This window comes from Paenibacillus sp. FSL H8-0175, assembly GCF_045040615.1.
GTDB classification, from domain to species: Bacteria; Bacillota; Bacilli; order Paenibacillales; family Paenibacillaceae; genus Paenibacillus_AQ; species Paenibacillus_AQ odorifer.
On sequence record NZ_CP150299.1, the window covers coordinates 4,722,098 to 4,737,501 of the forward strand.

The following is a 15,404-nucleotide window of genomic DNA, read 5'->3' on the forward strand; positions in this document are numbered from 1 at the left end:
CATATATGGAACTGAGACAACTGCAGTATGTGCTGCAAATCGCAGCCGAAAAAAACTTTTCACGTGCAGCGGACAAGCTGCATATTGCCCAGCCCTCGCTCAGCCAGCAGCTTTCCAAACTGGAAAAAGAGCTCGGCGTAATGCTTTTTCAGCGTAATACCAGCTCAGTTGAGCTGACCTACGCAGGTTCTAAATTCGTTGAACAAGCCCAGATTATCATTGACGCAGTGGAGCTGCTGCGACAAGAGATGTCCGACATATCAGAACTGCGCACTGGACGTGTAGTTGTGGGCAGTATGCCGATTACAGGTGCACATCTTCTGCCGCATGTGCTTCCAGTTTTCAAACAAAATTATCCTGAGGTAGAAATTACGCTGCTAGAAGACTCGTCGATGAACCTAGAGAAGCTCACGGCAAGTGGTCAGACCGATTTAAGCCTGCTCTCCTTACCCCTCGAAATTCCTGCTCTAGCTTATGAAGAGCTTGGAGAGGAAAGAATTGATCTTGCCGTCCCTCCTGAACATCCGCTCGCTAAACGAATCATAGATGGAACACGGACCTCACTTGAAGAGCTTAAGGACGAACCTTTCATCGTACTTAAGGAAGGTCAGGGCTTCCGCAAAATGACTGTGGAGCTGTGCCGGAAAGCCGGATTCGAGCCACGAATCGTTTTCGAGAGCAATAATATGGAAACCGTTCAATCCCTAGTGGCAACAGGTATGGGCGTGACTCTTGTTCCTCGTTTTATCGCTCGTGCACCGCGGAGTGAATTTGTTCCAGTCTACTTACCGCTCGCTGATCCGGTGCCTAGTCGTACGCTAGTTGTAGCATATCGACGCGGACGATATTTATCCAAGGCCGCAAAGGCTTTTGTAGAAACATTCAAATCAACCGTGTCTGAATTAACGGAAGAATAGAATATATACAAATAAAGTGCCCCAGTAACCATTCGCGTGGTTGTCGGGGCACTTTTTCAGGTAAACCTCTTTTAACAATACTAGATTATTTACGCAAATTACGCTGTGTAATCAGGCGGTTCTGATCATCCGACACACGTGCTTTACTTGAATCAGTCAATCCCTTATCAACTGGAGCCCCGGTGTGCTCTTCCACAAATTCACGAGTCACACTATTCTGAAGCTCTGCTACTTCGTTTGAATCTTGATTCTGTCCCTGCTCGGCATTGTTGTCTTTAGTCAATTTAATCCACCTCCTGGTAACAGATTATAAGTTCTTTACCCCTTCTCTTTGAGGTTAAACATAATATATAGAGCTTTCTGCATGAAGAAATATATCCTACGTTTTCCCTTTGCAATGCAACCAGCTCCATGGTATTCTATTGAAAATAAGTGAAACGTGCAGACGGGACCAGTAAGAATGAGTCTAACCGCGCCTAGAGAGTAGATTCCGACAGGCTGAAAGAATTTACCGCGGTTTTCGTTCCGAATCCTACCCCCGAGCGGCCTGTGTCTAACAGGACGGATCCTCCCGTTATGAGAATGAAGTCGGATGATCCCTCATCAATGAAGGTGGTACCGCGGAAGTTTATAAGCTTTCGTCCTTTGCTAAGTCTAAGGATGGGGGCTTTTTGTTGTTTTCAGGACTTAATAAACGAAGAGGATGTGGATAGAAATGACGACGCGAATCGTGGTCAAAATAGGCAGCAGCTCGCTGACCGGACCCGAGGGCGGTTTGAATCGTGAAGCAGTCTCCTTTTTTGCCTCAGAGATTGCCGAGTTGAAGAAAAACGGCTGTGAGGTGTTGTTAGTAACCTCTGGTGCGGTAGCCGCCGGCTTCCGCAGTATCGGTTATCCAGCACGTCCGAAGCTGCTGCATGAGAAGCAGGCCGCTGCGGCTGTGGGTCAGGTACTGCTGATGCAGGCTTATCAGGAAGCTTTTGCCCAGCATGGAATTACTACCGCGCAAATATTGCTGACTCGCACCGATTTCTGCAGCCGCAGAGCCATGAATAACGCTATGATGACTGTAGAAGAGCTACTTCGCCAAGGAGCGGTGCCCGTATTTAACGAGAATGACACTGTCTCCGTAGATGAACTGAAATTTGGCGATAATGATACCCTCTCTGCGCTCGTAGCCAACCTGTTAAAAGCCTCTAGACTGCTTGTCTTAACCGACATGGATGGTTTATACAGTGGAGATCCCCGCAAGCATCCGGATGCTGTCCGTTATCAGTTCGTAGATGACATTACACCGGAGATATATGCTATTGCTGGTGGAGCTGGCTCTAGTGTTGGAACAGGCGGTATGCGATCCAAAATCGATGCGGCCAAAATTGCTACTCGGGGTGGTGTTCCTGTCTTTGTCGGAAGAGCCACCGAACCTGGTGATTTACAGCTTGCTGCAACGGGAGAAGGCAGGGGCACTTATTTTGCAACGAAGCTATCCTCTCTTCCCGTCAAAAAACAATGGCTAGGCTTTATGTCTACCCCTCTCGGCTCCCTATACGTGGACGAAGGGGCTGTAGAAGCTTTGCTACATGGCGGACACAGCCTGTTGCCTGTAGGCGTCAAACAGACAGAAGGTAGTTTTCACGCAGGAGATGTTGTAGAAGTTCTTGGACCCGACTCCAAATTGCTTGGACGTGGGATTGTAAATTACGATGATGCTCAGCTGCGCAGCATTCAAGGTCTGCCAAGCCGTGAAATTGTACCGAAGCTGGGAGAAGTACACCGGCTTGAGGTCATTCACCGTGACGAATGGATTACACTGAGATAAACATTTTTTTCAATTCAAATATAGGGAGGAAACGTCATGAGTGAAGTTATTAATAAGAGTAAATTAGCCAAGGAGACAACAGGAGTTCTAGCAAGCTTAACAACTGGCCAGAAGAATGAAGCACTGCTGGTCATGGCCGATGCACTTCGCCGCGAAGCTCCCGCCATTATCACCGCCAACGCGGAGGATTTGGAACGAGGAAGACTTAATGGAACTCCGGAATCCATGCTCGACCGGCTGGCATTAGATGTTGACCGGATTAACAGCATTGCCGAAGGCTTGCAACAAATCGCTGTATTACCGGACCCTATCGGTGACACGCTAGAAAGCATTGAACGTCCTAACGGCCTCAACATCCAGAAGCTGCGTGTTCCGCTTGGTGTGATCGGCATCATCTACGAAGCACGTCCCAATGTGACTGTTGATGCTGCGGGTCTATGTCTTAAAACCGGCAACGCTGTTGTGCTGCGCGGTGGCTCCTCTGCCCTGTCCTCCAACCGTAAAATTGTCGAGGTTCTGCACAATGCTCTTGCTGAAACCTCAATGCCGCCTAACGCGCTTCAGCTGATTGAAGACCCAAATCGTTCTTCAGTAGATGAAATGCTAAAGCTGAACGGACTTTTAGATGTGATTATCCCGCGCGGAGGCAGCTCTCTTATTCAAAATGTAGTCCTTAACGCAACCGTTCCCGTAATTGAAACTGGAGCAGGCATCTGCCATACTTATCTCGACGCAACTGCCTTGCCAGAAATGGCACAGGACATTAGTTTAAATGCCAAAGCTCAGCGCCCTTCGGTATGTAACTCTATGGAAACACTACTCGTTCATCAGGATTACGCGAGCAAATATCTGTTATCCTTAGCCGAAGCATTCCGTGAGGTTCATGTAGAACTTCGTGGCTGTCAACAAACCATCTCTCATGTCCCATGGGTATTACCTGCAACCGTAGAAGACTATGCTACAGAATACAATGATTATATCCTTAATATTAGAATCGTCAGTGATATGGAAGAAGCTATGCAGCATATCGCCCAGTATGGCACAAAACATTCGGAATGTATCGTAACAGAAGATCAGGAGAACGCCACACGCTTTTTACAAGAAGTGGATGCTGCCGCTGTTTATCACAATGCCTCAACCCGCTTCACGGATGGCTTTGAATTTGGATTCGGTGCAGAGATTGGTATTAGTACCCAGAAACTCCACGCTCGTGGCCCGATGGGTCTGCCTGCACTAACTTCAACCAAATATAAGATCTACGGAACGGGACAAATTCGGGGTTAGTATACACGTTTAAGTATTCTATCACACAACTTTTAGGAGGATTTTAGCCATGTGTCAGCAACCTTCAGTTCCACTCATGAATCATAATATTGTTTTTTATGGCGCAGGCTCCATGGCAGAAGCCATCGTTCGCGGGATGATTAGCCGCAATATCGTGAAGTCCGATAATGTCATCATGCTCAATCGCAGCAGCAGTGAACGTCTGGCAGAATTAAAAAGCCGTTATGGTGTAATAGGCACAAATGATCCCGAACAAAAAGTAGAATACTTACGGAACGCACCAGTAATAGTACTGGCAATGAAACCTAAAGATGCTGCCGAATCCTTACGCGGACTAGGCCCGCTTCTTTCTCCGGATCAGATCGTAGTTTCTGTCATTGCAGGTCTATCTATTCGAACCATGCAAGGTCTACTTGGCAAAGCACAGCCTATTGTTCGCACAATGCCTAACACATCCAGTTCCATCGGTCTGGGTGCCACTGGTCTAGCCTTCTCCAAAGAAGTAGACGAAAGAGGCCGTCGCCTTGCTCTTAATATCTTTGAGGCTGTCGGGCTTACAACAGTCATTGATGAGGAACGTATGGAAACCTTGACCGGAATTTCAGGCAGCGGGCCTGCGTATATCTATTACATGATGGAAGCCATGATCGCCGCTGGTATCCGTGGTGGGCTGCCACTTGATCAAAGCACCGAATTAACTGTTCAAACTGTGCTGGGAGCTGCCCGAATGGTACAACAGACGGGAGAAGAACCCGCAGCACTTCGTAAGAAGGTTACTTCCCCTAACGGATCAACACAAGCAGCTATAGAAGTGCTTGAACGAGGGGAATTCTTTGAAACTGTGATTGCAGCCGTTAACCGATGTGCCGAGCGCTCACGTGAAATGGGTGCTGCCCTAGAGAAAGAGCTTCGTTCTTAACCAAAAAAAGATCGCAGCCCATCCCCTCATCGGGTGGGAAGCGATCTTTTTTTACCTTGTTACAACATTTCCATAATTATCTCTTACGATTACCTTTAGATTTACAGGAGCCGCAACGGTCACGTTCAACGCATTCCTGGAGTTATCGAATACTAGATGTCTAGGTATGTCTCCTAAAATGACGTAAAATGTATCTCCGACTTGTTTAGTTTGCAACAGCCGCTTCTCTTGCTCTTGCTTGAGTTGCCCTTCTGCCGTGGAATAACTCCCAAATACATTCAACTCATTCCCAGCCGTTCGATCAACCATAATTCCATAAGGTTCGGCAGCCTGGATTATAAGTGTACCTACACCCTGTGGAACATTCCCCTTCCATTCCGGCAAGGAATAATTCTCCTCCGTAGATGAGATCACATGTCTAAGTTCCTGTGTTAATCCTAAAGAGCTGACTCCTGCGAATACTAAACAGCACACTGCCAGAAATCCGACGAACAGAACACTTAGCACATCATAGTACATTTTCCCTTTACCACGGAACCATAAGGTGTAAATTACAATTTCTAAACCAAGTAAGATAAAAATGAGCGGCCACCAAGCAAGCGTTGTCTCGAACACATCCGCTCCTTTCCACTGCGAGACCATTATTAATGCCCCGAGAAATAAAAGGCTCAGTCCCATCGACAACGTACCTACACGCCAACTTCTAGACTTCCCTACGTTCACTGGAAACTCGCTAGTTACCATGACTCCCGGCTCTACTTCTATTGGATTATTCAAGATTGACCCCCCGCCCCTTTTCTACCTTTATTATTTTTACTTCCAGTCATCAGCTTCACCCCACCACCAATCAATAACACGGAGACGACAATGGTCTTAAAATATTCATTTACGCGATATTCCAGCCGCCATTCTGGAAATCTGATATCAATGGCAGGAACTGCGACATTCACAACAATAAAGTATAATCCGAGACACATCAGGACTGCTCCGAGCCAGCCTTGATGATTTAAGAAACCTTCGATAACCGGCTTATCCTGCAAAGGTTCACGTCCATATCGGCTAACTAACTGTAAGCCATCGAATAAGCTATAGAACCAAATGACCGGAATAAGGAAAAAGAGCAATGTTAACCGCAATAGATCCATGACATAAATACTTCCTAAGAAAAGAAGCATGAGCTGGAGCCCTCTTTTTTGCAGTCCCAGATACATCTGTCCAGCACCAGGAAATGCGGATAGTAATGTCGCTAATACTTTGCTGCGTCGTCCTTCCTCACGTCCAGCCTCCATCTCTTCGAATAATGTGCGGTCAACAAGCATTTCTCCTGCTTGTTTACGATGGATCAACTGAACTGCATCAAACATGCAATACAGCCAAATTACTGGCAATACTCCAAACAGCAGCAAAAATGCATCACTCGAAGTAATTCCAGCCAAGAATAACATAACGGTCATGAATCCGAAAAATGAAATCAGAAAGGATAGTCCACGCTGCATCAGCCCCATATGAAAATGACCCAATCCAGGAATGAAAGACAATAAGATGACATGCACACGTTCATTATCCTCCGTCTTTACGGGCATAGTAGAACTAAAATCCAGCATTGATCCATCAGGCGCTACAATTGGAGTGGGCATTTGCAGTAATTTAATCACCAGATGAATCATCGAAAGAATCCATAGAAGTAAGAATCCGATCACGCCCAATGCCAGAATCCCCTCATCCCCTTCAGCCATAGCGATTAAGAATGACATAAATAACACACCAAAGCTTAGCAAAAAATAAACAATCCCTTGTGGTCGTCTTCCCATATAATAATGACCTGCTCCAGGAATCATATTAAGAAAAAGACCCTTAATTTTATTACGCTGCTGTTGCATTGTTCATTTCTCCTCTCATTTCTGTCTTCCGTCCATAATCCGGCTCAACCATCCGCTGGTGGCTTGCATGAATTGTTCGCTATAAGATGGCGAATTATCTTTCTTAGGGACAATAAGCTCCATTTCACCCGTGAGTAACTTATCAAACATCCCGGAAGACATAATCAACAGCGTTAACGAAGCAGCAACGGCATAATGAAAGATTGTTTTATCATACCAGCGATAACGCCGTGATCCTTCTTCTTGCCCCGCTACTTCTTCTATGACTACTGAAGATCTCACCGTAGCCACCCAATCTCCCATAACTCTCTCAGTAAAAGCAGACGAATTCTCCAATGAAGGCAGATCCTCCTTTAGCTCATCCAGCATCTCTATGTATGAAACAAATGTGTCTTCATCCTTGAGCAGCAATTGTTCCCATTCATCTCGCTCTATACTATCTTCTTGCCCTTCAAGATAAGCTTTTGCCTGCTCGCGGCGAATTAAGTTTTCTCCACTCTTCATCATAGCCATTCGTCCTCCTTCCAATGTTTTCGCATCCATTGTCTCGCCCTATATAGTCTGGACTCCACCGTCTTCAAAGTAATTTCATTTTCAGCAGCAATTTGCTCATATTTTTTATTTTCCAGATAATAAGCCACCATAATTTCCCGATGACCCTCCGGTAAATTGTTGATCTCACCCGACAGACGATTCATCCGGTCACGACGGACAACAGTAGCTAGTACATCCTCCTCATTAGAAGGTGTCTGGCTCAGCACAAGCTCATAGTCAACAGGTAACTCTCGTAGCCGATCACGTTTACGTTTGGCATCAATAGCCTTATTTAAGGCGATCCGCGTAATCCATGATTTTAAGCCTTGATAACGGTAGTCAGGGAGAGATTTATACATCTGAAGAAAAGCTTCCTGAGCAGCGTCTTCAGCCCCTTTGATTTCACGTAATACAGAATAGGTGATTTTGTATATGTGCTGACTGTATGTATTTACAAACTGGCGAAACGCATCTTCGTCTCCTTGGCAAATCCGCTTGATTAATAGCTCTTCCTCAATGACTCTCCCCTCCTTCCCACAGCAATAGACGCTGAGTTCTTCGCCTACCCCTGCACTTATCTAAAAAAATAAAAAAAGAACCGTACAGACTCTAGCAATAGCTAAAGCAATACGGTTCTCTCCTAAACGATCTATCTTCCACCATTGCGGAATTTTTGTGTATACGTCTTAACATCCTGAGCGTTCTTGACCCGGTTACGGGCCCATTCCAGCAATATCCGGTCGATATAACGAAAATGAACCTTCCCCGCAAATACGGATTCCTTGAGTGCTAACAGAATCAGCTCCTCAGGGTATCGGTCTTGATCCACCCAGCTGGAAATCGTCTCACATTCCATTGGAGACAGCGGGCGCCCGAATTCCTTCTCGAAAATACTGAATAGATTCCGGCTCTCCTCTTTATCTCCAAGTGAAGAAGGAGATATGGGGGGAGTTCCGAATCCTCCACCTGACGCAGCAGCCCGGGGAGCTGATGTTGCATATGCCCCTTTGTCCTTATCTTGCTCATTTTCTTGTACAGCTGTCGCAAGATAAGCACCTAGCTTTCCATATAGCCCTGAGAAATTGTAGCGTTCATAATGGATATCTCTTAGCTCATCGTTGTCTCCATCGATGCTAATGAAACCTTCCTTCATGAGCTTCTGCAATTCTCCGGCGAGAACGGAAATGCTACGACCAGTTACGACCTGAAGCTCCTCTAGAGAAGGGAACTCAATCCCTTCCACTTGCCTGAAGGAGAGCAGATGAATCAGCAGCATCGCTTCACTTCCGCTTAAATTCAGCTTCCGGTAATACTTCAGTAAAGCGTAAGGTATGACGGCCATTCCGTTCTCCAGACCGAAGGAGACGCCTTCGCTCCAGGTACTCCATGTCTTGCCGTCCATGTGCTTCCCCCTTTGTTCAAATCCTAAGAACTTATGGGTAGAGGCGGTACAGTGTACGTGGGAATGGAATAGTCTCACGTACATGGTCAAGACCACAGATCCAAGCTACAGTACGCTCAAGCCCAAGTCCAAAACCGGAGTGAGGTACAGATCCGTAAGTACGCAGATCCATGTACCATTTATAAGAATCCATCGAAAGATTGTGCTCTTTATAACGCTCTTCAAGCAGCGCAGGATCATCGATCCGCTGTGAACCCCCAATAATCTCTCCATAACCTTCAGGAGCGATCATATCAGCACACAGTACGACTTCAGGACGATTTGGATCCGGCTTCATGTAGAACGCTTTGAATGAAGCAGGATAATGAGTAATAAATACAGGTTTATCGTATGCTTCAGCGATTGCTGTTTCATGAGGTGCACCAAAATCATCACCCCAAGCAATATCTTCAAAGCCTTTATCATTCAAGAACTTGATCGCATCGTCATAAGTAATACGTGGGAATGGTGCTTTGATATTCTCCAGCTTGGAAATATCGCGGCCTACCGCTTCCAACTCCGCACGGCAATTCTTCAATACGGATTGTACTACGAAGCTAATAAACTCTTCCTGAACCTTCAAGCTTTCTTCATGATCTGTGAAGGCCATTTCCGGCTCGATCATCCAGAACTCGATCAAGTGGCGACGAGTCTTAGATTTCTCCGCACGGAAGGTTGGTCCAAAGGAATATACACGGCCCAGTGCCATAGCTGCAGCTTCCATGTATAACTGTCCGCTTTGGGTCAGGTAAGCATCCTCATCGAAGTATTTCGTGTGGAACAAGTTAGTAGTTCCCTCTGCTGACGTTGGCGTCAGAATCGGAGGATCCACCTTTGTAAATCCGCTCTCGTTGAAGAACTGTTGGATTGCCCGGATAATCTCCGCACGAATAACCAGAACAGCCCGCTGCTTCGAGGCACGGAGCCAGAGGTGACGGTGATCCATCAAGAAATCAACGCCATGCTCTTTCGGAGTAATTGGATAATTCTCTGTAAGGTGCAGAACTTCAATTCCGGTAACAGTCATTTCAAAACCGGATTGACTGCGAGGCTCCTCACGAATAATACCGGTCACATACAATGAGCTTTCCTGTGTGAGGCTCTTAGCTGCATCCCATACCTCTTCAGGCACTTCTGATTTCACTACAACTCCCTGAATATAACCTGTACCATCGCGAAGCTGCAGGAACTGAATTTTACCACTGGAGCGCTTGTTGTTTACCCAACAACCGATAACAACACTTTCTCCAACATGTTCATTCACGTTCTTGATTACACTCTTGTTAGCCATGCCTTCAATCTCTCCTCTAATTTAGCCGTTAATTCCTTGCACAATACGGTTTGTATCACGTGCGATGACAAGCTCTTCGTTAGTCGGAACTACAAGCACCTGCACTTTGGAATCTACCGTAGAGATACGACGCGGGTCGCCGGAGCGAACTTTATTAGCTTCAACATCCAACTCAATACCCAGGAACGTAAGGTTATTTAGCAGTTTCTCACGTAGCAATGAAGCATTTTCACCAACACCAGCAGTGAATACGATAGCATCTACACCGTTCATAGCAGCCGCATAAGAACCGATATACTTGCGCAAGCGGTACTCATACATTTCAAAAGCTAGCGTGGAATTAGGCTCACCTTTTTCCATACCCTCAATAATATCACGCATATCACTGCTTACGCCCGAAATAGCTAGGAGTCCACTATGTTTGTTCAACATGGAGTTAACTTCGCCTACGGACAATTCTTCCTTGTTCATCACGTAAGGTACAATTGCTGGATCAAGATCACCACTGCGAGTCCCCATCATCAAACCTTCCAGAGGAGTCATACCCATCGAAGTATCCACAGACACTCCATCTTGAACTGCAGTTACACTACCTCCGTTACCGATATGACAAGTAATGATCTTCAGATCTTCCAACGGACGCTCCAAGTACTCCGCAGCAGCTTTGCTTACGAAGTCGTGTGATGTACCGTGTGCGCCATAACGACGAACTTTATATTTATTGTACAGTACTCTAGGAATCGCGTACATATAAGCTTTTTCAGGCATTGTTTGGTGGAATGCAGTATCGAATACAACAACCTGCGGTACACCCGGCATATTTACTTCAGAAGCCGTAATCCCCATCATTGCTGCTGGGTTATGCAGGGGTGCAAGGTCAAACAATTGACGAATTTTAGTCTTGGCATCAGCGTCCACAAGTGCGGAAGCTTTGAAGAATTCACCACCATGTACTACACGGTGACCCACAGCATTGATTTCTTTAATGGATTCAATAACGCCATGCTCTTTATCCGTTAGGCAAGCTAGAACTTTACGAATCGCTGTGTTATGCTCCAAAATTTCACTTACTTCTGTTACTTCAGCTTTACCAGTAGGTTTATGGTTCAGAATGGAGGAATCCATCCCGATACGTTCCACCAAACCTTTAGCCAAAACGGATTCATCAGCCATATTGTACAATTGATATTTTAAAGAAGAACTACCGGAGTTAATTACTAGAATATTCATATACGGTCACCATCCTTGTCGTACTGGAAGAAGCCTTCGCCTGATTTCATACCCAATTGTCCTGCACGCACCATCTTCTTAAGGATCGTGGAAGGACGATATTTCAGCTCACCATATTCACGGAACATATTTTCGAGTGCAGCAAGAACCGAATCCAGACCAAATCTGTCAGCCATTTCAAGCGGTCCATATTGGAATTGATAACCAATACGCATAGCATCGTCAATATCCTGTGCGGAGGCAACGCCCTCTTGCAGTACATGCATAGCTTCGTTGATAAACAAGCAAATGAGGCGTGATGTTACAAATCCTGGGGATTCATAAATCATTACACCTTTTTTCTCAACAATTTCATCAACAAAGGATTTTGTATCTTCAAAAGTAGCATCTGAAGTTTTCAGACCGCGTACAATTTCAACAAGATCCACTTTAGCTACAGGGTATATGAAATGCATTCCGATCACGCGTTCCGGATACATTGTAGAACTTGCAAGTTCAGTCAAGCTAAGTGTTGACGTATTGCTGGCAAGAATAATGTGGTTTGGACATACTTGATCCAGTTGATTCAATATTTTTTTCTTTTCTTCTAAATCCTCAACGATTGTTTCGATAACCATGTCACAAGAGCTCAGCTCTGCGAAATGTGTCACTTTTTGAATGCGGCTAAGAATCAGCTTCTTCTCAGCTTGAGTGATCGCCCATTTCTCCAGTTGCTTATCTAGACTTGTCTCGATCATTTCGTAGGAGTAGTCCAGTTTCTCAGGGGTTTTCTCCACCAGCAATACATCCAGGCCCTTGGCTGCCAGCATTTCGGCAATCCCTTGTCCCATTGTGCCACCGCCGATGACACCAATTTTCTTGAAATTCATAAAAAAGTCTCCATCCTTTCAGGTATCTATACTTTTGTATTGTACCTTGTCTGTCGCAAAAATTTATAAAGCCCGACATATAATGATATCTTAGCATGCCTGAAAAGTAAAAAAAAATAACCAGCATAAATATTTATGCTGGTAAACGCACGCTGTCACGAAATTGACATCGAAATTGCTCTCCAGAGAGCACTTCTTCCTTCATTAAAATGTCAAGGGAGTAATCAAATACATTTCGTTGCTTTTCAAGGTGGTCGTGAGTACGTACCATCAACTCGTCCAATATTTTACTGTTTTCCTTCATAAGCTCTTCAGTGGTAACCATTTCCAGCTTGGCAATACCCAACGAAGTCAATCCGGATTTCATCATGGTTTCGACAATATTCAGGGCCTGATCAAAATCGCCACGTGAACCTGTGCTTCGTCCGCCATAATACATTTCTTCTGCAGCCGCTCCACCAAGTGCGATCATAATCTGATCTTCGAGATAATCTTTGGTGTACAGATACTGCTCTTGCTGAGGATTGTGACGTACATAACCAAGGGCTTGCCCCCGCGGAGTCAGCGTAACCTGACTGACACTTCCCGGACGAAGCAGTTCTGCCATAATGGCATGTCCCAATTCGTGGATCGCCACACGTTTTTTCTCTTCGTGGTTAGTTTCTCTGTCCGTTTTTTCCCCCATCATAACCTTGTCAATCGCCATCGACAGATGCCGCTGCTCAACCTCTGTCAATTCCTCACGCATCATATAAATTGCTGCCTCATTCATAACACTTTCGAGCTGAGCACCGGAAAAACCATAGGCTTCTTCGGAAATTTTGTCGAGGTTCACATTGGCATGAAGCGGCTTATTTTGGGCATGCAATTCGAGAATCGATCTGCGGCCTTTTTTATCAGGCATGTCCACTTGAATATGACGGTCAAACCGGCCAGGACGCAGCAATGCTGAATCAAGCATTTCTTTACGGTTAGTGGCTGCTACCAGTAGAATGCGTGGTGTTTCGTTGTTATAGATCCCGTCCATCTCAGTCAACAGCTGATTCAAGGTCTGATCATATTCTCGCTGCTGTCCGCCCTCACGCTTACCGCCAATTACGTCAATTTCATCTATGAAAATAATAGCGCTTTGCTTGTTTTCCTTAAGGGCGCGGGTACGGGCATCCTTAAACAAATCGCGGATACGGCCGGCACCGACACCTACGTACATTTCTACAAACTCACTGCCTGATGCTGCCACAAATACAGAGTTCGTATAATGTGCTGCTGCTCTAGCCATAAGGGTCTTACCTGTTCCTGGAGGGCCTGTAAGCAGAATCCCTTTCAAAGGCCGAATCCCGAATTTGCTGATTTCCTCATGCCGGATCAAAAAATCCAACGCTTCACGAAGCTCCTGTTTTGCATTGTCTTGCCCGCCAATTTCTTCAAAAGTAAGCTTTGAAGGTCCATCCTTCTTGCGTTTCTTCCCGGCACCTGCATTTACCGCAAGTCCGCCTCTTAAATGAGCAATGATAAGTAAGGCCGTGAGCATCCCAGCAGCAATTACAATCGGGAATATATTAATGCCTAGAAAAGCCAAAAAAATAAACAAGACAGGAATAAATCCGATTAGAATTTCTTTAAGGTATTTAGGCATTATTCCATACCCCCAATGTCGCAGGTTTACGCGGCAAAATAATAAATTTGCTTTCTTTTCCATTACTCAAGCTTACATAGACATTATTGTCATCAATTTCTGTTGAGGCTATCACATTTTTATATTGCGGATATTGCGCTTTGAGTCCATCAAGTTCTGTGGGTATAAGTGTATATTTACGGCTCTCCATGGCTTCGGCTACAGAGAACATCGCTTTATCCCAGTATTCATCCAGCAGTTCACTGGAGTTCTGTTCTACATCAAGTTTTAGTGTACGTCCATCAATCATCGATTTTCCTTCTTGGGAGACGTACTGAACCAGTTCACGTAATTTCGTGCCTGGCTGGAGATCAAGTTTCAAAGTGACCTCATTGCGGTTAATACTGATATGAGAATTATTGACGCCCTCATATTGAGATACAATCTTCTGAAGTGGTTCCTGCATTGCAAACTGACGATACAAAAAGAAGCCACCAAACAATAGAGTAGCCGACAGTAGAGACGTTATCAGCACAGGTACAAGACGTAATTTCAAGAAACGTCCTCCTCTCAAAGATGACAAAATATAAAGCTCATTATAATAATTTATAGCTACTTGAGAGCTCATCAGAGAGACTGAAGTCTCTTATTGCTGTTCTAATTACAAGTAGTAGTATATCACAGGTGTATATACTAATTTCAAAATAAATGTGAATATATTTAAAATTTAATTTTTTAAATATTTCCATCAATACCAAATAAATTCCTCACTTTCGACAAAATCGGCCTTGATTTTTAATCAATCGGCCTATTTTCGTATGTGAATATAAGAGAATACTCGGTGATAACCACCCATTCAGTATATCACTTTTGTACATCAAATAAATGTAAACAAGCGAACTTATAATAAGTTCGCTTGTTTACTATGCCACCCTTAATTTCCTTATGTTCAGCTTAACTTTTAGGTAAACTGTAACCTTCGCCCATTCGGGACCCATCCGAAAAGCGATAAAATTGATAATAATACCGACCGCTCTGTTTATAAAAAAGCTGCCAAGCATACTCTCCGTTATATACTCCCGGCAGCAAGCGTTCAATCGTTATGTCCGGAAGATCAGCTTTGATAATGCCGCGTATTTGGGCTTCCGAGGTTCCTTTACTTAGTTCCTCAGCAAACACTGCGTCGTCGCCTTCAGCAAATTTTCCATCTACCGTAAAGCGGACCCAGACCATAAGAGCAGTCCCGGCTTCATTTTTCCCTGTTAATACCCAGTACACTGCATTTTCATCCCAAACCGATTTTTGTGCTTTGGTTACCTCTGTTAGACCCGCTCTGGTTTTGGCAACATCCTTAGCGATATCACGCTCGTTCCATTGATCTTTCATAATATAGGCATAGAACTGGATAAGTCCAAACCCCAGGAGCAGAATCAGAACTGACCCCAGGAGGATCCATTTTTTCCTTTTCTTCAAGGTACAGCTCCCTTTCTAGTAATATATCTTTTTTGATTATATAACACACCCGCGCGTTTATCCAAAATTTCATAATTTTCTAGCTTTCCCAGCCTTAAAAATACACAAAAGGCCGCAACTTTTGCTAAAAGC

Annotated in this window: 16 protein-coding genes; 4 read left to right on the top strand and 12 right to left on the bottom strand. The window is 44.8% G+C overall.

The features are described 5' to 3' along the window. Window positions 1–5 precede the first annotated feature (5 nt). Window positions 6–917 carry a LysR family transcriptional regulator gene (locus tag MHH46_RS21010; RefSeq protein ID WP_076127566.1) on the top strand — a complete coding sequence of 304 codons (912 nt, stop codon included), beginning with the start codon at window positions 6–8 and terminating at the stop codon, window positions 915–917. 85 nt (window positions 918–1,002) lie between these two features. Here the strand turns inward: MHH46_RS21010 and MHH46_RS21015 are convergent, their stop codons facing one another. Further along, a complete protein-coding gene (locus MHH46_RS21015; RefSeq protein WP_076192175.1) occupies window positions 1,003–1,200 on the bottom strand; it encodes a hypothetical protein in 198 nt (65 codons plus the stop codon). A gap of 432 nt (window positions 1,201–1,632) precedes the next feature. Between MHH46_RS21015 and proB the strand changes: the two genes are divergently transcribed. Genes proB through proC form a run of 3 tightly spaced genes read left to right on the top strand, consistent with a single transcriptional unit; the run spans window position 1,633 to window position 4,939 of the window. After that, window positions 1,633–2,736 (top strand): glutamate 5-kinase, encoded by a 1,104-nt coding sequence (gene proB / locus MHH46_RS21020; RefSeq protein WP_076101454.1) that lies wholly within the window; start codon window positions 1,633–1,635, stop codon window positions 2,734–2,736. A gap of 36 nt (window positions 2,737–2,772) precedes the next feature. Further along, entirely contained in the window at window positions 2,773–4,020 is a 1,248-nt protein-coding gene (locus MHH46_RS21025; protein ID WP_076192177.1) for a glutamate-5-semialdehyde dehydrogenase, read from the top strand. Between the two features lie 49 nt (window positions 4,021–4,069). Continuing rightward, a complete protein-coding gene (gene proC / locus MHH46_RS21030) occupies window positions 4,070–4,939 on the top strand; it encodes a pyrroline-5-carboxylate reductase (protein ID WP_076192179.1) in 870 nt (289 codons plus the stop codon). Window positions 4,940–4,990: 51 nt separating this feature from the next. Here proC and MHH46_RS21035 read toward each other — a convergent pair whose 3' ends face one another. The 11 genes from MHH46_RS21035 to MHH46_RS21085 all read right to left on the bottom strand — a co-directional run bounded on the left by MHH46_RS21035 (window position 4,991) and on the right by MHH46_RS21085 (window position 15,185). Then, window positions 4,991–5,716 (bottom strand): hypothetical protein, encoded by a 726-nt coding sequence (locus tag MHH46_RS21035; protein ID WP_081387077.1) that lies wholly within the window; start codon window positions 5,714–5,716, stop codon window positions 4,991–4,993. Further along, a complete protein-coding gene (locus tag MHH46_RS21040; RefSeq protein WP_076127557.1) occupies window positions 5,713–6,819 on the bottom strand; it encodes a hypothetical protein in 1,107 nt (368 codons plus the stop codon). The genes MHH46_RS21035 and MHH46_RS21040 overlap by 4 nt, the downstream gene beginning before the upstream one ends. Before the next feature lie 15 nt (window positions 6,820–6,834). Continuing rightward, entirely contained in the window at window positions 6,835–7,326 is a 492-nt protein-coding gene (locus MHH46_RS21045) for a hypothetical protein (RefSeq protein WP_076192181.1), read from the bottom strand. Then, window positions 7,323–7,931: an RNA polymerase sigma factor gene (locus MHH46_RS21050; protein WP_175617310.1), complete on the bottom strand. Its 609-nt coding sequence runs from the start codon at window positions 7,929–7,931 to the stop codon at window positions 7,323–7,325. Before MHH46_RS21050 ends, MHH46_RS21045 begins: the two co-directional genes overlap by 4 nt. 71 nt (window positions 7,932–8,002) lie before the next feature. Continuing rightward, entirely contained in the window at window positions 8,003–8,755 is a 753-nt protein-coding gene (locus MHH46_RS21055; RefSeq protein WP_076192183.1) for a DnaD domain-containing protein, read from the bottom strand. 31 nt (window positions 8,756–8,786) lie between these two features. Continuing rightward, window positions 8,787–10,085, bottom strand: coding sequence for an asparagine--tRNA ligase (asnS, locus tag MHH46_RS21060; RefSeq protein ID WP_036676308.1), 1,299 nt, complete (start codon window positions 10,083–10,085; stop codon window positions 8,787–8,789). Window positions 10,086–10,106: 21 nt separating this feature from the next. Continuing rightward, window positions 10,107–11,315, bottom strand: a complete 1,209-nt coding sequence (locus tag MHH46_RS21065) for an acetate/propionate family kinase (RefSeq protein ID WP_036676305.1) — start codon at window positions 11,313–11,315, stop codon at window positions 10,107–10,109. Then, complete coding sequence (locus MHH46_RS21070; RefSeq protein WP_036676304.1) at window positions 11,312–12,184, bottom strand: 3-hydroxyacyl-CoA dehydrogenase family protein; 873 nt, start codon at window positions 12,182–12,184, stop codon at window positions 11,312–11,314. The genes MHH46_RS21065 and MHH46_RS21070 overlap by 4 nt, the downstream gene beginning before the upstream one ends. A gap of 133 nt (window positions 12,185–12,317) precedes the next feature. After that, window positions 12,318–13,820 (bottom strand): AAA family ATPase, encoded by a 1,503-nt coding sequence (locus MHH46_RS21075; RefSeq protein ID WP_076192185.1) that lies wholly within the window; start codon window positions 13,818–13,820, stop codon window positions 12,318–12,320. Further along, the gene (locus MHH46_RS21080) at window positions 13,813–14,355 is read right to left on the bottom strand and encodes a hypothetical protein (protein WP_076127549.1); all 543 of its coding nucleotides are present in this window, start codon (window positions 14,353–14,355) and stop codon (window positions 13,813–13,815) included. The genes MHH46_RS21075 and MHH46_RS21080 overlap by 8 nt, the downstream gene beginning before the upstream one ends. Window positions 14,356–14,753: 398 nt before the next feature. Continuing rightward, the gene (locus MHH46_RS21085) at window positions 14,754–15,185 is read right to left on the bottom strand and encodes a DUF5590 domain-containing protein (RefSeq protein WP_341109899.1); all 432 of its coding nucleotides are present in this window, start codon (window positions 15,183–15,185) and stop codon (window positions 14,754–14,756) included. Window positions 15,186–15,404 lie beyond the last annotated feature (219 nt).